Here is a 20,335-nt window from a genome sequence, read left to right as displayed (position 1 = left end):
TTCGCGTCAGGCGTTGTGCAGTTGGCGGCCAACCGGCAATTGCCGCAGCCGCGTGCCGGTGGCCGCATAGATCGCGTTGGTCAGCGCGGGCGCGAGCGCCGCGGTGCCGGGTTCGCCGATGCCGCCGGGCGCCTCGCCGCTCTTCACGATATGCACGTCGATCGGCGGCGTCTGGTTGATGCGCAGCATCCGGTAGTCGGTGAAGTTGTTCTGCTCGACGCGACCGTCCTTGATCGTGATCTCGCTATAAAGCGCCGCCGTGATGCCGAAGATGATGCCGCCCTGCACCTGCGCTTCGATCGTGTTCGGGTTGACGAACATCCCGCAATCGACCGCGCAGTTGACGCGCTTGACCGTCACTTCGCCCTGCTCGACCGCGACCTCGACGACGATCGCGAAGAAGCTGCCGAACGCGTGCATCACCGAGATGCCGCGCCCTTGCCCCTTGGGCAGCGCGCTGCCCCAGTTGCCGGCCTGCGCGGCCAGGTTGAGCACGTTCAGCGCGCGCGGCGATTTGCCGAGCAGATCGCGCCGGTACTGCACCGGATCGATCTTCGCGTGCGCGGCGAGTTCATCGATGAAACTCTCGACGACGAACGTGCCGCGCGTCGGCCCGACGCCGCGCCAGAACGCGGTGGGCACCGCGTGCGGTTCCACGCGCACGTAGTCGACCAGTTGGTTCGGCAGGTCGTACGGCAGATCGGCGGCGACCTCCACCGCATCGGGGTCGAGCCCGTTCTTGAACGCGGGCGGCGCGAAGCGCGCCATGATCGACGACCCGGCGATGCGATGCTGCCACGCGATCGGTTTGCCGTTCGCGTCGAGCCCGGCGGAGATCGTGTCGTAGTAGTACGGTCGGTACATGTCGTGCTGGATGTCCTCCTCGCGCGTCCACAGCACCTTGACCGGCGTCGACACCTGTTTGCCGACCTTCACGGCCTGCGTGACCATGTCGGTTTCGAGCCGCCGTCCGAAGCCGCCGCCGATCAGATGGTTGTGCACGATGATCTTGTCGGCGGGCAAGCCCGTGACCGCGACCGCCGCATCGACGACACGCGTCGGCACCTGCGAGCCGAGCCAGATTTCGCAGGCGTCGCCGCGCACGTGGACCGTGGCGTTGACCGGCTCCATCGTCGCGTGCGCGAGGAACGGCTGCTGGTAGACCGCGTCGACGCGCGACTTCGCATCGCCGAACGCGCGGCCGACGTCGCCGTCCTTGCGCGCCACCGCGCCGCCATGTTGCGAGGCCGCCGCGAGATCGTCGACGATGCGCTTCATCGATACCTGCGCGCCCGCGCCCTCGTTCCACTTGATGTCGAGCGCCTGCAGGCCGCGCTTCGCGGCCCACGTGTGAGCGCCGATCACCGCGACCGCGTTGTCGAGCTTGATGACCTCGCGCACGCCGGGGATCGTCTTCGCATGCGTATCGTCGACGCTCGCGAGCGTGCCGCCGAACACCGGACAGTTCGCGATCGCCGCGTAAACCATCTCAGGCAAGCGCACGTCGAGGCCGAACTGCGCGGTACCGTCGACTTTCTCCGGCGAATCGAGACGCTTCGCCGGCGTGCCGATCAGCTTGAAGTCCTTCGGGTCTTTCAACGGCACGTTCTGCGGCGCGGGCAGCGCGGAGGCGGCCTGCGCGAGCTGACCATAGCTCGCGCTGCGATTACTGGCCGCGTGGATCACCTGACCGGCCTGCGCATGACAACTCGCCGGATCGACCTGCCACTGCTGCGCGGCCGCGTTGATCAACATCACGCGCGCAGTCGCGCCCGCGCGACGCATCGGCTCCCACGCGAAGCGGATCGACGTCGAGCCGCCGGTCAACTGGCCGCCGAGCAGCGGGTCCATGAAGAGCTTTTCGTTGGGCGGCGCATGATCGAGCGTGACCGTGCCGAGCGGCACTTCGAGTTCCTCGGCGATCAGCATCGGAATCGACGTATAGACGCCCTGACCCATCTCGACCTTCGGTATCACGAGCGTGACCTTGCCAGCGTTGTCGATCTGGATGAACGCGTTCGGCGCGAACACGCCGTTTTGCGGCGCCTCGTTCGCATCGCCGCCGATCACGCTCTTGCCCGCCTTCTGATCCTGGCTCGCGGCCGGCATGCTGAAGCCGAGCAGCAGACCGCCGCCGGCCGCGGCGCCGACCGTCACGCCGAATTTGAGGAAGCCGCGCCGCGAGATGCCGCGCGCATGCCGCGTGTCGGTGTCAGCCGGCTGCGCGCCGTTCTGTGCATCGAGCAATCCCTGGGACATGTCAGGCCCCCTTCGCGGCGTGCTTGATCGCCGCGCGCACGCGGTGATAGGTTCCGCAGCGGCAGATGTTGCCCGCCATCGCGGCGTCGATGTCGGCGTCGCTCGGATTGGGATTGCGCGCGAGCAGCGACGCCGCCGACATCACCTGCCCCGACTGACAGTAGCCGCATTGCACGACGTCGAGCTCACGCCACGCCTGCTGCACTTTCTGGCCCGTGGGCGTGGCGCCGAGCGCTTCGATCGTGACGATCTTGCGGTCGCCGACCGCCGCCGCCGGGAACACGCACGAGCGCACCGCGACGCCATCGAGATGCACGGTGCATGCGCCGCATTGCGCGATGCCGCAGCCGAACTTGGTGCCGGTCAGCCCGACGAGATCACGCAGCACCCACAGCAGGGGCATGTCGGACGGGGCATCGACGGTATGGGTTTCGCCGTTGATATTGAGCGTTGTCATGAGCGGCTCCGGGTGGGGATGTTGTTGTGGTCACGCGGTTTAGATCGCTACACCGCACCAGATCGCCGACATGCACCGGTTTTGTTCGGCGTGTCGCGCTAATAAGCCATGAAATGCGGCCTGTGAGCGAGCGGGTGTCGCAAGAAAACCGGCCGATTGTAGTCGTGTCGAAAGAAGTTCGCTTTGGCGGTGTCAGGCGGCACATCGCATGCTGTGCGCGGTGGATCGCATGTGTGGGCTGGAGCGATGCGTTACCATCGACGGATCGATCCGTTAGCGTGATCGCGCGACCCGCTGCATCGCACTGCGTGGTGTTGCGACGCACGATTCCGTCGAATCACCTCAGCCGCTGGAGCCGCCGATGAACGACCCGCAATGCACTCAATTCCTCACGGACATTCGCCGACCATTGCTTGCGCTGCACAAGGCGATTCTCGATCACGAACGCGCCGCGTACGAAAAGGAGTTCGGCCCGGTAACGCCGGCGGCATTCCTGCAGGTGCTGATCAACGGCTCGGGGTTTCGTTGGCTGACGCCGCTGTCGACGGTGATCGCGAGCGTCGACGAAGTTCTCGACGACGCGGAAGCCGAGGCCGGCGACCGTCTCGCGACCGCCGAGGCCGTGGTCGGCCTGTTTTCGCCCGATCAACCGCACAATCACTTCCTGCCGCGTTATCTGCCGCTCTTGCAGGCCGATCCCGCGATCCTGCATTACCACGGTGAGGTATCGCGACTGCTGCGCGGAGGGCAAACGACGTAACGGCGATTCGCACCAGGCACGGCGGCGGCGCGTGCGCTGCCTGCCGGCTCCTGCATTGCCTCACCGTTCATAAACGGCTGCGGGTCGAGGCCGCATGGTTGATCGTCGGTATTCTTGCGCAGATCGAGCGGAATGCTCTGACGTGAAGGTACTTTTGCAACGATTCGTCGACCGCCGGAATGCGCGGTCGATCAAATTACCTGGTTTAGCTGAATAAATTCAAGGTGAGCTTTTGCGGGAACGTGGAAGCTCAGCCGCGCCCCTGCGGTAGATAAGGCAGCGGATCGACCGGCTTGCCGTCGCGCCGCACTTCGAACCCCACCGACACACGCGAGTTGTTCTCGTCGCCCATCTCCGCGATCTGCTGTCCCTTGCGGACGATGTCGCCCATCTTGACCATCAGCTTGCGGTTGTGCGAATACGCGGTCAGAAAATCCTTGTTGTGCTGGACGATGATCAGACTGCCATAGCTGTTCAGTCCGGTGCCCGCGTACATCACCTTGCCGTCGGCGGCGGCTCGCACCGGATCGCCCGCGTTGCCGCCGATTTCGATGCCGCGTGTTTCGCCGGGCTGGAACGCTTCGACGACGCCGCCCGCGGCAGGCCATGCGAGCGTCACGCTGCTCGCGTGCCGGCGGGTTTCCTGCGTGACTTCGCGCACTGCGGTGGCATCCGCAGCCGGCGCGGCGGACTGTGTCGAAGCTTGCGCCGACGTTTGCGCTGTCGCTTGTGACGCACGCTGCGCCGCGGATTGCGCCGCCGCCTTCGCGGCGGCCGCCGCATTGGCCGCCTTCACCGCGCGCACCGTTTCCGGCGACGCAACGTGCAGCACCTGCCCCGGCTTCAGCCGCGCCGACACCTTCAACCCGTTCCATGCCTGCAACTGCTTGACGCTGATGTGATGATGCTGCGCAACCCGCGCGAGCGTGTCGCCGCGCCTGACCCGATACACGAGCGGCGGCGATTTTTTCAGCGGCGCGTTATCGCTGGCGTCGATCGACAGCGGCGCGGCTGCCGCCGGGTCGCCGGACGCTCCCGTCGCATTCGCCGCCGGCACGCCGGACGCCGCGTTGGCGCTGGTTGCCGCACCGTTCTGCGCATTGGGCTGCCCGACGTTCGCACAACCGCTGACGGCCAGCGCGACCCACGCGCCAGCGAGACTGGCCAATAACGTTCTGTCGAAACGCTTTCTCATCCTGTTCGACTCCTGCTGTATGAATGCGCAAGCCGGATAGCCCGATGCCGCGGACGAGGTGCGCGATCTTCGGCCGCGCGGCCTTCCCGACGGCACGGCGAAGCCGCCTCGTATGGCGCTCATTTCCTGCCTGCCTGCCAATCAAATTTCTCGCGGAATTCTAAAGTGTCGTTTAACAAAAACGCCCTGCCCCACACACTCTGATACAGACGTTACGAGCCGTATTTCCGCGTTACGACCGCACGTGTATTGGGACGCCAACGACGCACACATCACCGCTTCGCCGCGGCGCGTTCAGACTTGTTGACATTCGACTTATCGGCAGGCGCGAGGGGAACTTGAATAGCCATGCGTCGCGTCGGAGGGCGCAAAAAAGGCCAGCCTTCGAAATCCGGAGGCTGGCCGATCTGTGTTTGAAGGGCAGCGAACTAGAACTTATGCCGGATCGCCGCGCGCACGACGACCTGCTTCGACGTCGACGACGGCGACTGCGTGCCGGGGATGAATGCGAAATCGAGGATCGATAGCGTGGAATCGCCGGTGACCTGTTGATAGGCGCCCTGCAGATAGAGGTCGGTGCGCTTGGACAGGTTGTAGTCGGCCATCAGGCCGAACGTATGGATGCGCGGCTTCACGCCGCCGTTCGATGCGTCGTAGGTTTCCATCGTGTACACGTACTGCGCGCCGACGAACAGCACCGGCGAAATCTGATATTTGCCGTTGATCTCGAAGTTCTGATACTTGAGCGAATTCAGCAGCACGCCCGGCGGTGTGACGGGCACGAGCGGCACCAGCGGCTCGATGCCGAGATAGCCGTTTGCGGTCGGCTCCAGGTAGTTCGAGTTGCTATAGACGAAGCCCGCCGTCGCCGGTCCGAACGTATAGGTGATGCCGCCGCCGAACACGCGCAGGCGCGTCGCGACGAAGCCGGCGTCGTTCGCGGTGATCGCCCCGTTCGAGCCGTTGCCCGGATTGTCGGCCTGCAGATAGGCGGCCGCGACCAGCAGCCCACCATACGTGTACTGGCCGCCGAAGCTGTAGGCGCGATTGTTGGCGAAGTTCGTGTCGTTGCTGAAGCTGTAGGTGCCGCCGAACTGGAAGCCCGAGATCGACGGGGTCGTGTACTTGACGGTGTTGTCGAGGCGGAACGTGTTGTCGGTGTTGTCGTTGTCGTACGGATGCGAGAACAGCTCGCCGCCCCAGTTGCCGTTGGCCGTGGTCTGCGCGAGATAATCGACGACCGAGTCGTATTGCCGGCCGAACGTCAGCGTGCCGTACGCCTCTGAACTGAGTCCGACGAAAGCCTGCCTGCCGAACAGGCGGCCGCCCTGCCCGAGCCGCCCGGAATTCAGATCGAAACCATTCTCGAGCTGGAAGATCGCCTTCAGGCCGCCGCCGAGATCTTCGGAGCCCTTCAGGCCCCAGCGGCTTCCCTGCGCAAGACCGCTGGCGAGTTCATAAACATGGCCGTGGCCGACATTGTTCGTGTAGTTGATGCCTTCGTCGATCACGCCGTACAGCGTGACGCTAGTCTGCGCGGCGGCAGGCGCGGCAAGAACGGCAGACGCAGCAATGGAGACAGCCAGCGCGAACACTTGCTTGTTCATGATGATCTCCCTGCACCGCGAGTGATAGGACAACTCGATCCGGCCGCTTTGTTCTCTTTGCTCTTTATTCTCGTCACTTTTCCAGCAGTTCTGAAGACTGCTCCAATGGCTGCGCTTTTCCGGAAATCCTCACATGACATCGTCCGGGCGTCCATGAGTGGATGCGCCAAGCATCGAGAATGTTGCTAATTCTCCACTGCGTGTTGCTGCCTCTTTTTTCGTAACGTCGCTTCAGGTAAACAGCAGCCGCTGCTGCCCGTCTCGCTGCGTCATTGTCATGAAAAGAAATATAATCCTGCGCCTTGCTGCGATGCAACGGAACTCGGCGTCACAGCGAAGGTCATCTTCACAGCCCGCTGACACGGCCGCCTTGCGATACCGGTCGAGCGTGGCGAGATGGGCCGCAGGCGACGCCAGCACGGATCACCTCACCGCCGCAGCACCCAATCCCATATTAAAAAGCCTTGTGAGACGCCCGCCGCGCTGGATCAGCGCGCCGTCGCACGGGGCTGCTTTTGACGCAAACAATGGCCAAGTCATCTTCCCGCCTGATCGAGCTCGACTTTTTCCGCGGACTGGTTCTGCTGATCATCGTCGTCGATCACATCGGCGGCAGCATTCTGTCGCGCGTGACGCTGCACGCGTACGCGCTGTGCGATGCCGCCGAAGTATTCGTGTTCCTCGGCGGCTTCGCGACCGCCACCGCCTATGCGACGCTCGCCGAGCGGCGCAATGAGACGATCGCGCGCGGCCGCTTCCTGCGCCGCTCGTTCGAGATCTATCGCGCGTTTCTCGTCACCGCCGGGCTGATGTTGCTGGTCAGCGCGGTGCTAACCGCATTCAGCATCGACGGGCCGAATCTCGCCACGACCGATCTCGACGACCTGATCGACACGCCGCTTGCCGCGCTGCGCGACATCGTGCTGCTACGCCGCCAGCCGTACCTCGCGTCCGTGCTGCCGATGTACGCGTTCTTCGCGCTGCTGGTGCCCGCGATCCTGCCGCTCGCGCGCAGCAAGCCTTGGCTGCTGGTCGCCGGCAGCGTCGCGCTGTGGGCCGGCGCACCGGCGGTCAGCCAGTACCTTCCCGCCGCGCCCGACATGCACTGGGACTTCAACCCGTTCGCGTGGCAACTGATGTTCGTGCTCGGCGTGCTCGCGCGCTGCCAGCCGGTGTATCAGCGCACCAGCGCGCATCGATCCGGATGGCTCGTCAGCGTGCTGGCGTTCGTGGTGGTCGTGGGCGCCGCGTACTACAAGCTCGTTCTGCTGCATGCGCCACTTGCCGCGAGCCTCAAGCAGAACCTGTCCTACCTGCGCGCTGGGAACTTCCTCGCGATCGCGTGGCTCGTCGCCAATCTGGTCGAGCTCGGCTGGGCGAAGAAGGTCGCGCGGCGGCTGCCGTGGGTCGGCGCGATCGGGCGTCAGGGTTTGCTGTGCTTCATTGCCGGCGCGGTGATTTCGCTGGTGATCGACTCGGTGCTCTACGCGGCGACCGATGGTTACCTGAACTATCCGCTCGGACTGCTCGCCGATGCGGCCGCGGTCGGCGCGCTGTTTGCCGTCGCGTTGGCCGTGGAACCGCTGAAGCGGGTCGTCGGGCGGCTCGTGGACGGGCGGCTGCGGACGTCGGGCTGAAGAACTTTTCGGCAACGTTTCGAGCGCCCTTCGAGCGCGTCCCTGACGCGTCGCGATTTTCGGGGCACTTGACGTCCCCTTGGCGCCCGAAGAACTTTGCGCGCATAAAGCGCCGTCCTTCTCTGCGCCACTTTCCATCTCAAATCTGGCGCCAATGCTGATAGCATGACGGCCGCGCGCGAGTCCCGCGCCCGCCGTCCTTCCCTACTGACATGCGTCGATTCCTCAGTTTCGCCCTCGCACTGCTTGCCTTCGCCGTCGGCGCGCCCGCGTTCGCGAGCACGGTCGCGAGCCGCAGCTTCCATTCCGATGCGCTCGGCCGCGACTGGAACTACACGATCTACCTGCCGGGCGGCTATCGCGCGGACGGTCCGCGCCTGCCGGTGCTCTACCTGCTGCACGGCAATAACGGCGACGCCAACGACTGGCTCACGCAAGGTCATTTGCAGAACGCCGCGGACACGCTGATCGAGCGCAAGGAGATTGCCCCGGTCGTCATCGTGATGCCCCAAGGCGGCACGGACTGGTACGTCGACCGCAAGGAAAAGATGGAGAGCGCGTTCTTCGACGATCTGCTGCCCGAGATCGAAACGCACTACGCGGTCGCGACGCAGCGCGGAGGCCGGATGATCGGCGGTGTGTCGATGGGCGGCTTCGGCGCGCTGCGCTACGCGCTGACGCAGCCCGAGATGTTTTGCGGCGCGCTGCTGCTCAGTCCGGCGATCTACGCGAACGAGCCGCCGCGCGCGTCGGCGGCACGGCGGGTCGGCGTGTTCGGCGAGCGCCAGTTCGATCCGCGCGTGTGGCACGAGCTCAACTATCCGGCGCAGTGGGACCGCTACATGAGCCAGGCGTATCGCCTGCCGATGTTCATCGCATCCGGCGACGACGACCTCGACATCCAGGCCGACGCGTCGCTGCTGTACACGCATCTGCGGCTCGCGGGCAATCCTGCGGCGCTGCGCATCATCGACGGCGGCCACACGTGGGACGTGTGGAGCGCGCTGTTGCCCGCCGCGCTCAAATACACGCTCGGCTGCGTGAAGCCGCCGGCGCAGGAGCATCCGTCGAATCAGCGCCCTTGAGCCGGCGCGGCACGCGAGGCGCACGGCCGCCCGGCCCCGCGTCCCTCGACGCCCGCGCTACTCCACGAGATCGGTCCACAGCACCATCAGCACCGTCATCAACGCGGGGCCGATGAAAATCCCCAGCAGCCCGAACGTCTCCGCGCCGCCGAGAATGCCGAACAGCACGAGCAGAAACGGCAAGCGCGTCGAGTTGCCGATCAGCACGGGCCGCACGAAGTGCTCGGCGACGAACACGACGACCGCGCCGAATACCAGCAGCCCGGCCGCCGCGACCATCGAGCCCTGCACGAGCAGCCACAGCGCCGCAAGACCGAACACGATCGGCGCGCAGAACGGCAGCATCGCGGCGATCGCCGTGACGAAGCCGAGCAGCGCCGCATGCGGCAGCCCGGTCACGAAGTAGGCGACGCCAAGCAACAGGCCTTCGCCGACGCCGACCACGATCAACCCCGACACAGTGCCGCGCACCGCGGTACCCATATGCGCGACGAGGTCCGCGCCGCTATCGCCGAAACCGCGTCGCGCGGCCTTCAGCAGCGAGCCGGACAACCGCGGCCCCGCCTGAAAAATCACGAACAGCGTGACCAGCATGAACGCGAACACCATTGCCGCATGCGCGGCGCGCGCGCCGAAATGCCGGCCGAGCGTCATCACCGTATTGCTGTGCAAGCCTTTCATCGCGGCCGAGTCGCGCAGCGGCTGAGCAAGATTGGCCTGCCACCAGGAAGTGATCTGCTGCACGCCGAACGGCAGACGGTTGATGAAGTCCGGCAGCGCGATGCCGTTCTCCTGCACGCTGCGGAACCAGTCGTTCAGATCGTGCGCCTCGCGCAGCGCCTGGGCGATGCCGAGCCCGACCGGCAGCAGCACGAGCACGGCGATCACCAGCGTGAAGACCGTCGCGAGCAAGGTCGCGCGCCCCTTGAACCAGTGGCTGCCCGCCACCTTGTGCAGCAGCGGCCACAGCGCGATCGCGACGACCCCGGCCCACGCCACCACCACGATGAAATCGCGCACCACCCACAATGCGAGCAGCGCGAGACCGATATAGAGCACGATCGATGCGGCCTTCTGCTTTTTCAGGCGCTCGGCGGCGACGGACGACGCTTCGGGAGAGTTGGGGGGGACGGCGGGAGGGCGTGGAATCATGTGAACTCTTGTGTTTTTGAACGGTGTGCGCGCGAGCCGACCTGAAAAATTCAAACCCGCTACACTGACGGCTCAGTTCGCCGCCCGACATTCGACATCTTAAAGGAAGCGTTGCCGCCTCTTTCCCGGCCGCCCTCCCCGTCGCGCCACAGGCAACACAGCGTTGCAAAAATATGCCTTATTAAAAAATCACATAAAAAATGCTTGCAACGCCTGTGGTTTCGGCAAATCGCTAATGTCAAGTCTGATTATTGCTAATTCCGGAACGGTGTTTCAACGGTGACACAATAGCTATCCGGCGCGCGCGGGACTACATTCGGCACTCCACAACACGGAGCCGATGATGACCCTGGAGTCCATCCCCCTCGACGGTAGCAATGGCGTACGCATCGAAATTCTCGAGAGCTCCGACACGACGCTGGTGATCCGCTGGGTCGAGCCGGGCCGCTGCCACTACGGTGAGCAGCGCTGGCGCCGTCGCTCGGCGCATTCTTCCGGCACCTGCGCGGTGTCGCGCCGCAAGATCCGTCGCGGTGACCCGGTGTTCAAGCCGGCCGAGCGCCCGGCGCCGTCGAATGCGTCCGCCATGATCTGCGCGGAAATCCTCGAACCGCTGCTTGAAGCGGCCTGACGCACGGAACGTTCCCGAGTCCCGCGCACTAAGCGCGGTTTTCAACCCGTTGTTCCGGGGGCGATCTCCCTACTGCCCACGTGCCCTTAGCGAGCGCGTGCCCGGCGGCCGCGGCATCGCACGATGCGGCGCCGCGCCGGCCCCGCTGCCGGTTGCCGCCCCGCGCCTCGTGCGTTAAGGTGGACTCGTTGCGCCCGCCCGACCGCCGGCTCGCTATCCGGTGCCGGCCGCGCGCCTTCCACCACCGCGCCGCGCCCGCCGCGACGCCGTTTGAGGGCCGATCATGGCAGAAGACACGCCGCAAACCCGCGCGGCCAACGCCGCTTCCACGCCTCCCGCCTCCTCCGCTCCTCCCGCTTTGCTAATCCCGCCGCAGCAGTTCTCTCTCGACGTGCTGCTCGAAAAGTATGCGAAAGGCGACGAGCAATCGGCCGACGATGTATATCGCCGCGTCGCGCGCGGCGTCGCCGAGGCCGAGCCGCCCGAGATGCGCGCGTCGGTCGAGGAACAGTTCGTCGACAACATGCGCCACGGCGCGCTCGGCGCGGGCCGCATCATGAGCGCGGCGGGCAGCGGCATCGCCGCGACGCTGATCAACTGCTTCGTGCAGCCGGTTGGCGATTCGATCCAGGGCGTCGATGAACAGGGCTTGCCCGGCATCTACGTGGCGCTGCTGCAGGCGGCCGAAACGATGCGGCGCGGCGGCGGCGTCGGCTACAACTTCTCCGCGATCCGGCCGAAGGGCGCGCGCGTTCACACCACGAGTTCGGCCGCCTCGGGTCCGTGCAGCTACATGGACGTGTTCGACGCGTCGTGCCGTACCGTCGAAAGCGCGGGCTCGCGGCGCGGCGCGCAGATGGCGGTGCTCGACTGCGACCACCCTGACCTGCTCGAATTCATCGAGGCCAAGCATTCGAAGGGACGCTGGAACAACTTCAACGTGTCGGTCAGCGTCACCGACGAGTTCATGCGCGCGGTCGAAAACGACGAGCCGTGGCAACTGGTCCATCGCGCCGAGCCGTCGCCGGCGCTGCGCGCGGCCGGCGACGTGCGGCAGCGCGAAGACGGCCTGTGGGTCTACAGCGAACACCCGGCGCGCGCGATCTGGGACCGCATCATGCGCTCGACGTACGACGTCGCCGAGCCCGGCATCGTGTTCATCTCGCGGATGAACGAGGACAACAATCTGCGCGCCGTCGAAACGATCCGCGCCACCAATCCGTGCGGCGAGCAGCCGCTGCCCGCGTACGGCTGCTGCAATCTGGGGCCGCTCAATCTGACGCGCTTCGTCGTCGATCCGTTTGCGCAGTTGCAGGGCCGCCAGCCGTCGTTCGACTGGGACGGCCTCGCGCGGCGCACCCGCACGCAGGTGCGTTTTCTCGACGACGTGCTCGACGTCACGCTGTGGCCGCTGCCGCAGCAATACGACGAATCGCGCGCGAAGCGGCGCATCGGCGTCGGCTTCACCGGCCTCGGCGATACGCTCGTAATGATGGGCCTGCGCTACAACTCGCAGGAAGGCCGCGATTTCGCGGTGCGCATCGCGCGGCTGATGCGTGACGAGGCGTATCGCGCATCGGTCGAACTCGCGAAGGAGCGCGGCGCGTTCGAGCTGTTCGACGCCGCGCGCTATCTGGAAGCCGGCACGTTCGCGTCGCGCCTGCCCGATGACATTCAGCAGGCGATCCGCCGCGACGGCATTCGCAACAGCCACCTGCTGTCGATCGCGCCGACCGGCACCGTGAGCCTCGCGTTCGCCGACAACGCGTCGAACGGCATCGAGCCGGCGTTCTCGTGGACTTATACGCGCGTGAAAGTGATGGCCGACGGCGGCCGCGAATCGTTCGACGTCGAGGACTACGCGTACCGGCTCTATCGCGAACTCGGCGGCGACGTGAGCCGGCTACCCGACTACTTCGTCAGCGCGCTGCAGATGTCGGCGCGCGACCATCTCGACATGATGGCGGCCGTCCAGCCATACGTCGACACGTCGATCTCGAAGACCGTCAACGTGCCAGCCGACTATCCGTTCGACGCGTTCGAAAGCCTCTACTTCGATGCATGGAAAAGCGGGCTGAAGGGCCTTGCCACCTATCGCCCGAACGACACGCTCGGCGCGGTGCTGAGCGTGACGCCCGCGCAGGCCGACGACACGCTCGCCGAGATGGACCAGGACCCGCTGCGTATCGCGATCGATCATCGGCCCAGAGGCGAGTTGCCGGCGATCATCGAGAAGGTCGAGTATCTGACCCAGGCGGGCAAGAAGTCGCTGTACGTCGCGGCGTCCTTCATCGAGGTGACGGGGCGGCTCGGCGGCGAGGACGTGACGATCGAGCGGCCGATCGAGTTCTTCATTCCGACCGGTCAGCGCGACGAGTCGCAGCAGTGGATCACCGCGACGATGCGTTCGCTGTCGCTGGCCGCGCGCGGCGGCTTCGTCGCGCGCAATCTGCAGGATATGCGCAAGGTGTCATGGGATCGCGGACAGGTGCGGCTTGGCGACGTGCAGCGTCTCGACGGTCATCGCGCACCGCGCTGGCACGATTCCGAAGTGGCGGCGCTCGCGTTCGCGATCCAGCAAATCCTGTATCGACGCGGCTTTCTCGACGCCGAGGGCAATCAGGTCGCGTCGCGGATGCTCGCGCGTTTGCCGCGCGGGCACATGAAAACCGACATGGCGCTGTCCGCCGATTTCGGCATCCGTCCGAATCCAGCGGATAGCGGCGACACCTTGCTGCAGCCGAACGGCACGCAAGGACTGCACACGATGCTCGGACGCAAATGCGCTTCGTGCGGCGCGAATGCGGTGATTCGCAAGGACGGCTGCGATTTTTGTACTGCGTGTGGGGAGGTGGGGGCGTGCGGGTAGTGTGAGGCGACGAGCGCGCTGGCACCCAGGCCGAACGCGCTCGTTGAAGGCTATGCCTCACCCCACCCTCGCGTAGTAAAGATTCTGCGGATGCTTCGCCTCCGCGAAGAAAAACCAGCGCTCCGCCACGAGCCCCGCATACTGCACGAGACAAGCCGCGGCCAGCAAGCCGAACGACCCGCCAGGCGAACGCAGCCCCGCGCCCAGCACGATCAACACGACCGGCACGACGAACGCACCCACGAGAAAGCCCCATTTGACGCCACGCAACGTCCGCGCCGATTTGCCGTGAAAGAACTCGCGCAAATTGAACGCACCGGCGGTGAAGCCTCGTGACACCTGCACGAGCTTCGGATTGCGGATGCCCGTCGCGCTCTGCACCGTCGATTTCGGCCGCAAGCGCGCATTGCGCATGAGCGACGCGTAGCGGCTCGCGCATCCGGCGAGCGTCAGCAGGCACGCGCAGACCGCCAGTCCCGCCGTCAGCGCGGGCGCGAACCATGCGCTCAGTGCGGTCGCGAGCGTCAAGCCCGATGCGCAGCCGAGCAGCACGAAGTTCACCAGCGTCAGCGGCGTCGCCCACTCCTGCAGAAAGCGCAGGCACGCATAGATCATCGCGGAGCAGACGAACAGCGCGGCGCTCGCGAGCACACCGAGCCAGCCGAGCGCGAGCGACCACGGCGAGCCGAGCCAGTGCGCGACGCCATACAGGAACGCGCACGCCAGAAACGCCGGCAGGCACAGGCATTCGCGCGACAGCCACGAGGTGCGCCACATCGCGATCGCGCGCCACGCGCGTTCCGGATGGCCCAGATGGAAGAACGACGCGATCAGACCAAGACCGCCCAGCAGCACCGCGAGCGCCGCGCCGCTCACGTAGAACGCGGTGGCGGCGGGTTGCGCAACGACGCCCAGGCACGCCGCACTTTCGACGCCGACGAGCGCGATCAACAGCCCCTGCGCCGCGCCGCTCAGCGTGGTCAGAAAGACTACGGAAAAAGCCGGATTCATCGTGTGGCCTCGTTGTCGTTCAAATGCGCTTCGCGATCGACGCGAGATGCACTTCGCCATGCGCGAGCTGCCCCTCGAGCTGCGAGTCGGGCGAGCCCGACGTGTGCGTGGCATCGCCGGTGGTCGTTCCTGACGATTTGCACGAGCACCCGTCGCCGCCGCAACTCGCGGACGCGATCGGCACGCGCGGCAAATAGTGATTCGCGGGGCGCGTGCCCCACTCCGGCATCAACTGATAGCCGCCGCGCTCGCGGATCGCTTGCGACACGACCGACTCCGGATCGTGGATATCGCCGAACAGCCGCGCGGATGTCGGACAGGCGAGCACGCAGGCCGGCTTGCGATCGCGCTCGGACAGATGCTCGTCATGAATGCGATCGACGCACAGCGTGCACTTGGTCATCTCCTTGCGCGCTTCGTCGAGTTCGCGCGCGCCGTACGGGCATGCCCAGGCGCAATACTTGCAGCCGATGCAGCGATCGAAATCGACCAGCACGAGACCGTCTTCCTTGCGCTTGTAGCTCGCGCCCGTGGGACACACCGGCACGCACGGCGGGTCCTCGCAATGCAGGCACGACTTCGGGAAATGGATCATCTCCGTATCGGGGAAACTGCCCGCTTCGAAACTCTGCACGCGGTTGAAGAACGTGCCGGACGGGTCCGCGTCGTACGGATTGAAATCGGCGAGGCTGCCCGATTCGCCTGACGTGTTCCACTCCTTGCAGCTCGTCACGCACGCCTGGCATCCCACGCATACGTTCAGATCGATCACCAGCGCCATCTGGGTCATTGCAAGCTCCTTGCCGTGGCTTTAGCGGTCGTCGCCGTTATGTTCGGCGCGGCGCAACGTCCCGCGCAGGCGAGCCGCGAATTCTCCGCGTCCCGCGAAATAGGTCTGGACGATGCGCGACACCACACTCTTCTGTGCAACCGCGCCGGGCAATTCGGGCATCGCCTCGAACTGCGGCAGCGTGTGCCGCGCGTCGGCTTCGGCCGGATAGATGCGCACGCGCACGTCGTACCAGGCGGCCTGGCCCGTCACCGGATCGGAGTTCGACATGCGCGCGGGTGCCTCGTCGCAGCCCGGCAGTTCGTCGGTGATCAGGTGATTGAGCAGGAAGCCGCGCTGCGATTCGTTCGCGTCCGGACCGAGATTCCATGCGCCCGCCGCTTTGCCGATCGCGTTCCACGTCCATACGGTGCCCGGTTCGACGGTCTCGCTGTAGCGCGCCATACAGCGCACGCGGCCCCATTGCGATTCGACGTAGATCCAGCTGCCGTCGGCGATGCCGTTCGCGCTCGCCGTTTTCGGATTCACATAAAGGTAGTTTTCCCCATGAATCTGCCGCAGCCACGCGTTCTGCGAATCCCACGAGTGATACATCGCCATCGGCCGCTGGGTGACCGCGGCGAGCGGGAATCGCGCGAGATCCGTCGCCGCGCTTTCGAGCGGTGCGTACCAGAACGGCAGCGGATCGAAGTACCTGTCGACGCGCGCGCGCAGATGGTCGGGCGGCTGCCGGCCGCTCGTGCGTCCTTGCGCGGCGAGCCTGAACTTCTGCATCACGTCCGAGTAAAGCTGGATCAGAATCGGTTCGCTGAATTTGCGGAAACCATTTTTGACCGCCCAGTCGAGATATGGTCCGTTGCAGTTGCGCATGTACTGCAAGGTCTCGGGCAAGCGGTAATGGAATACGCAGTTGTTCTTCGCGTACTGCTCCCATTGATTCGGATTCGGCTCGCCGACGAGCGCCTTGTCGCCATCCTTGCCGCGCCAGCCGATCAGAAAGCCGACCCCGGAACCGGGCGAGGTCGTGTGATTGACGATGAAGTCCGGATAGTCGCGAAAGCGCCGGCCGCCATCCGCATTGGTGAACGCCGGAAACCTCAGGCGCGACGCCAGTTCGATCAGCACTTCCTGGAACGGCTTGCATTCGCCGGTCGGCGGCACGACCGGTACACGCACCGAATCGACGGGGCCGTCGAACTCGGAGATCGGCCGGTCGAGCATCGACATCGCGTCGTAACGTTCGAGGTAAGTCGTGTCCGGCAGGATCAGATCGGCGAACGCGGTCATCTCCGACTGGAACGCGTCGCACACGACGAGAAACGGAATCTTGTAGTCGCCGTTCGCGTGTTTGTCGGCGAGCATCTCGCGCACCTTCATCGTGTTCATCGACGAATTCCACGCCATGTTGGCCATGAAAATCATCAGCGTGTCGATGGGATACGGATCGCCGCGCCACGCGTTGGTGATCACGCTGTGCATGACGCCGTGCACCGCGAGCGGATATTCCCACGAGAACGCCCGGTCGATGCGCACCGGAGCGCCGTGTTCGTCGATGAACAGATCCTCGGGCGCGGCGGGCCAGCCTAGCGGGCCCGTCGCAAGCGGTGTATTGGGCTTCACCGCGGCGGGGTCGTTCGGTGGTTTCGCCGATGGCGGCACCGCGCGCGGAAACGGCGACTTGTGACGAAAGCCGCCGGGCCGGTCGATCGTGCCCAGGAGCGACATCAGCACGGCGAGCGCGCGGATCGACTGAAAACCGTTCGAATGCGCGGCGAGCCCGCGCATCGCATGAAAAGCGACCGGGTTGCCCGTGACCGTCTCGTGCGTTTCGCCCCACGCGTCGGTCCAGCGGATCGGCAGCGTGATGCGGTGCCGGCGGCCCGTCTCGATCATCTCGCCGGCGAGCCGGCGGATCGTCTCGGCCGCGATGCCGGTGATCGCCGCCGCCCATTCGGGCGTGCACTCGGCGACGCGCTCGCGCAGCAACGCAAACGACGGCGTTACCGGCTTGCCGTTGTCGAGCGTGTAACGGCCGTCGAGCGCGGGCCTCACGCCGCTCGCATGATGCGGCACCGCGCGCTGGGTGGCCGGGTCCCACCACAGATGATTCTGCGGAAACAGCGGATTGCCTTCGGCCCGTTCGAGATCGCGCACGAACAAACCGAAGTTTTCGCTCGCTTCGTCGAGATCGATCAGCTCCGCCGCGTTCGTGTAGCGCTGCACGAACTCGTGATCCCACGCGTCGGCGGCGATCAGTTCGTGCAGGAACGCCATGAACAGCGCGCCGTCGGTGCCAGGCTTGATCGGCACCCATTCGTCGGCGATCGCCGCATAGCCGGTGCGGATCGGATTGATCGCGATGAAGCGGCCACCCGCGCGCTTGAACTTCGCAATCGCGATCTTCAGCGGATTCGAATGATGATCTTCCGCGGTGCCGATCATGAAGAACAGCTTCGCGCTGTCGAGATCCGGTCCGCCGAATTCCCAGAACGAACCGCCGATCGTATAGATCATGCCGGCCGCCATGTTCGACGAGCAAAAGCCGCCGTGCGCCGCATAGTTAGGCGTACCGAACTGCTTGGCGAACAGGCCGGTCAGCGCCTGCATCTGGTCGCGGCCCGTGAACAGCGCGAACTTCTTCGGATCGCTCGAGCGAATCGCGGCGAGACGCTTTTCGAGCACGTCGAACGCGGTGTCCCACGAGACCGGCTCGAACTGCGCGCTGCCGCGCTGCGCGCCGGCCTTGCGCATCAAAGGCTGCGTAAGGCGCGCGGGCGAGTACTGCTTCATGATGCCGGAGGCACCCTTCGCGCAGATGACGCCCTGATTGAGCGGATGCTCCGGATTGCCGTCGATATAGCGCACCTCGCCGTCGCGCAGATGCACCCGGATGCCGCAGCGGCACGCGCACATGTAGCAGGTGGTGGTCTTGACATCGAGCCGTTCGTTCTGCGTGCGGGCGTGGTGCTCCATGGCCATCTCCGTCGTTGCTTCTGGTGGGCCGAAGCGCGCGTCATACGCGCTGCTCATACGATACCGACCATCGTATTCGCACCTGCCTCACAAGGGAAATCGCGATTTGCGAGCAAAACTATCTGGCGCACCGATAGTTTCGGTTTCGCTTTCAGCTATGCGCTTTTTTCGACGGCGTGTCCAGCCGGGTGAGATCGGTTGGGTGCGCTGGGACGCTCGTTTAAGCGCGGCCCTCCAGTTGCGCGATCAGCGCATCCGGAATTTCGACGCCCTCCTCGTATGCCGCCTGCGCAAGCTGCTCCCGGCGATAACCGGGCAGGTGCACGTCGTCATCCATCAGCATCATCTCGATCAGCGCCTCGACACGCGACAGATACGCGTCGTCGCCGGCCAGCGCGCCCGGGTCGATCACCCAGAACAGGTAGCCGATGCGCGAGCGCTCGCCCTCCTCGGTCAGGAACGAGCCCGCTTCGTAGCCGAAGTTCGCGCCGCTCAGCGCGCGCGGCGCTGCTCGGCCTACCAGCGCTTCGTCTTGATGTTGTGCACGTGGGCGTGCTCGCCGGCCTTGATCGGCGCGACCACCTTGCCGATGTCGACGCCGTACTTGAACACCGTGTCGCCAACGGCCATGTCCTTCAGCGCGATCTTGTGACCGATCGGAATGTCCTGCTTCGCCGGCACGGTGACGATTTCGTCGTCGTCCATGATCCATGCGTTGAGCAGCGTACCCGCCTTGATGCCCTCGACCACCGTCACGCCGACCGTGTCTTTCGCCTCGTGCAGCACGATGTGGATCGTTCTGCGCGGCGCCGACGCGCCCGCTGCGGTGTCGTTGATGTCTGCGGTGGGATTGCTCATGAGCGTCTCCATTCGTAGTTTGAATGCGGTGAGGGTGCCGCCGGGGCAGCGCAGCCAGGTGCGCCGCGGTGAATCGATATTAGGCGGCGACTTACCCAATGTCAACTAGGTCATATATATGTGTTAGACGACTGGGCGAGAACCGGGCTGTTGTCGCGATTCACCGACAACATACGATTCATCCAGATGGATTAGATGACCTGGTCGTTTAGAATCAGGGCAGGTTCAACCCCGGCGAGCGGCACGACTCGCGTATCCCAGAGGTTTTCATGAGCACGCTCGCGATCAATGCGCCCGCAGTGGGAGGCACACGGTACAAGGAGGTCAAGAGCGCGATTCTCGCGGCGCTCGCGGCCGGCGAATGGAAAGGCGGCGAATGCATTCCTTCGGAAAAGCGCCTCGCCGAACGCTTCGGCGTGTCGATCGGCACGCTGCGCAAAGCCATCGACGAACTGTGCGCCGAGAACATTCTGATCCGTCATCAGGGGCTCGGCACGTTCGTGGCGATGCATCAGCGCGACCGGCACTTCTTCCGCTTCTTTCGCATCGTGCGGCGCGACGGCGACAAGGCCTACCCGGTCGTCACGCTGATCGGGTTCAGGAAGGCGCGTGCCTCGCGCGAGGCGGCCGCCGCGCTCGGCATCGACACCGGCGCGCGCGTTCTGCAGTTCGTCAACGGGCTCGCGCTGCACGGCAAGACCGTGCTGATCGAACATATCACCGTGCCCGAAGCGCTGTTTCCCGGCTTGACGGAAAGCAAGCTGCGCAACCGGCCGAACACACTGTACAACTTCTATCAGGACGGTTTCGGCATCAACGTGGTCGAGACCGATGAGCATGTGAGCGTTGCGCTCGCCAATGAGCTCGAAAGCACACAACTAGGCGTCGAAGTCGGCGCGCCGCTGCTCGAGATCCGGCGCATCGCGTACTCGTATCGCCGCAGCGCGGTCGAACTGCGCATTTCGCGGCTCAATACCGAGGAATACGAGTACATCGGCACGCGCGCGGCGCGCGACGATCAGAAATAGCGGACCTCGGTCGCCGCCTGCGC

At 65.3% G+C, this 20,335-nt stretch carries 17 protein-coding genes; 6 read left to right on the top strand and 11 right to left on the bottom strand.

All coding sequences use genetic code 11. The annotated features are described in order from the left end of the window. Nucleotides 1-6: 6 nt before the first annotated feature. Both OKW40_RS36780 and OKW40_RS36775 read right to left on the bottom strand, forming a co-directional pair. Nucleotides 7-2,259, bottom strand: a complete 2,253-nt coding sequence (locus OKW40_RS36780; protein WP_429493807.1) for a molybdopterin cofactor-binding domain-containing protein — start codon at nt 2,257-2,259, stop codon at nt 7-9. Nucleotide 2,260: 1 nt separating this feature from the next. After that, complete coding sequence (locus OKW40_RS36775; RefSeq protein WP_429493806.1) at nt 2,261-2,716, bottom strand: (2Fe-2S)-binding protein; 456 nt, start codon at nt 2,714-2,716, stop codon at nt 2,261-2,263. Nucleotides 2,717-3,077: 361 nt separating this feature from the next. Between OKW40_RS36775 and OKW40_RS36770 the strand changes: the two genes are divergently transcribed. Then, nucleotides 3,078-3,476 carry a hypothetical protein gene (locus OKW40_RS36770; RefSeq protein ID WP_184034018.1) on the top strand — a complete coding sequence of 133 codons (399 nt, stop codon included), beginning with the start codon at nt 3,078-3,080 and terminating at the stop codon, nt 3,474-3,476. Nucleotides 3,477-3,726: 250 nt separating this feature from the next. Here OKW40_RS36770 and OKW40_RS36765 read toward each other — a convergent pair whose 3' ends face one another. The 3 genes from OKW40_RS36765 to OKW40_RS36755 all read right to left on the bottom strand — a co-directional run bounded on the left by OKW40_RS36765 (nt 3,727) and on the right by OKW40_RS36755 (nt 6,594). Then, entirely contained in the window at nt 3,727-4,671 is a 945-nt protein-coding gene (locus OKW40_RS36765) for a peptidoglycan DD-metalloendopeptidase family protein (RefSeq protein WP_429493805.1), read from the bottom strand. Between the two features lie 428 nt (nt 4,672-5,099). Beyond that, nucleotides 5,100-6,278, bottom strand: a complete 1,179-nt coding sequence (locus tag OKW40_RS36760) for a porin (RefSeq protein WP_184067193.1) — start codon at nt 6,276-6,278, stop codon at nt 5,100-5,102. A 73-nt stretch (nt 6,279-6,351) separates the two neighbouring features. Beyond that, nucleotides 6,352-6,594, bottom strand: coding sequence for a hypothetical protein (locus OKW40_RS36755; RefSeq protein ID WP_143037192.1), 243 nt, complete (start codon nt 6,592-6,594; stop codon nt 6,352-6,354). 211 nt (nt 6,595-6,805) lie between these two features. Between OKW40_RS36755 and OKW40_RS36750 the strand changes: the two genes are divergently transcribed. Continuing rightward, a complete protein-coding gene (locus OKW40_RS36750) occupies nt 6,806-7,915 on the top strand; it encodes an OpgC domain-containing protein (RefSeq protein ID WP_429353843.1) in 1,110 nt (369 codons plus the stop codon). A gap of 212 nt (nt 7,916-8,127) precedes the next feature. Beyond that, nucleotides 8,128-9,000, top strand: coding sequence for an alpha/beta hydrolase (locus OKW40_RS36745; protein WP_429493804.1), 873 nt, complete (start codon nt 8,128-8,130; stop codon nt 8,998-9,000). Nucleotides 9,001-9,057: 57 nt separating this feature from the next. Here OKW40_RS36745 and OKW40_RS36740 read toward each other — a convergent pair whose 3' ends face one another. After that, entirely contained in the window at nt 9,058-10,152 is a 1,095-nt protein-coding gene (locus tag OKW40_RS36740) for an AI-2E family transporter (RefSeq protein ID WP_184067182.1), read from the bottom strand. Between the two features lie 343 nt (nt 10,153-10,495). On the opposite strand from OKW40_RS36740, the gene OKW40_RS36735 reads away from it, so the two are divergent. Continuing rightward, nucleotides 10,496-10,783 carry a DUF3331 domain-containing protein gene (locus OKW40_RS36735; protein WP_013091570.1) on the top strand — a complete coding sequence of 96 codons (288 nt, stop codon included), beginning with the start codon at nt 10,496-10,498 and terminating at the stop codon, nt 10,781-10,783. A 283-nt stretch (nt 10,784-11,066) separates the two neighbouring features. Further along, entirely contained in the window at nt 11,067-13,652 is a 2,586-nt protein-coding gene (locus OKW40_RS36730; RefSeq protein ID WP_429493803.1) for an adenosylcobalamin-dependent ribonucleoside-diphosphate reductase, read from the top strand. Nucleotides 13,653-13,709: 57 nt separating this feature from the next. Here the strand turns inward: OKW40_RS36730 and OKW40_RS36725 are convergent, their stop codons facing one another. The 5 genes from OKW40_RS36725 to OKW40_RS36705 all read right to left on the bottom strand — a co-directional run bounded on the left by OKW40_RS36725 (nt 13,710) and on the right by OKW40_RS36705 (nt 19,284). Next, the gene (locus OKW40_RS36725; protein ID WP_184067176.1) at nt 13,710-14,663 is read right to left on the bottom strand and encodes a dimethyl sulfoxide reductase anchor subunit family protein; all 954 of its coding nucleotides are present in this window, start codon (nt 14,661-14,663) and stop codon (nt 13,710-13,712) included. 19 nt (nt 14,664-14,682) lie between these two features. Then, a complete protein-coding gene (locus OKW40_RS36720) occupies nt 14,683-15,453 on the bottom strand; it encodes a 4Fe-4S dicluster domain-containing protein (RefSeq protein WP_184049921.1) in 771 nt (256 codons plus the stop codon). Nucleotides 15,454-15,474: 21 nt separating this feature from the next. Then, nucleotides 15,475-18,426 carry a molybdopterin-dependent oxidoreductase gene (locus OKW40_RS36715; RefSeq protein ID WP_429493802.1) on the bottom strand — a complete coding sequence of 984 codons (2,952 nt, stop codon included), beginning with the start codon at nt 18,424-18,426 and terminating at the stop codon, nt 15,475-15,477. A 220-nt stretch (nt 18,427-18,646) separates the two neighbouring features. Then, a complete protein-coding gene (locus tag OKW40_RS36710) occupies nt 18,647-18,838 on the bottom strand; it encodes a hypothetical protein (protein WP_429493801.1) in 192 nt (63 codons plus the stop codon). Between the two features lie 104 nt (nt 18,839-18,942). Then, nucleotides 18,943-19,284: a UxaA family hydrolase gene (locus OKW40_RS36705; RefSeq protein WP_429493800.1), complete on the bottom strand. Its 342-nt coding sequence runs from the start codon at nt 19,282-19,284 to the stop codon at nt 18,943-18,945. Between the two features lie 269 nt (nt 19,285-19,553). Here OKW40_RS36705 and OKW40_RS36700 point away from each other — a divergent pair, with 269 nt between their 5' ends. Further along, nucleotides 19,554-20,312 carry a GntR family transcriptional regulator gene (locus OKW40_RS36700; protein ID WP_429403215.1) on the top strand — a complete coding sequence of 253 codons (759 nt, stop codon included), beginning with the start codon at nt 19,554-19,556 and terminating at the stop codon, nt 20,310-20,312. Nucleotides 20,313-20,335: the final 23 nt, after the last annotated feature.

The sequence above is a fragment of the Paraburkholderia sp. RAU6.4a genome (assembly GCF_050435625.1).
GTDB lineage: Bacteria > Pseudomonadota > Gammaproteobacteria > Burkholderiales > Burkholderiaceae > Paraburkholderia > Paraburkholderia tuberum.
The sequence above is the reverse complement of the archived record's forward strand: the minus strand, read 5'-3'. Positions and strand labels throughout refer to the sequence as shown.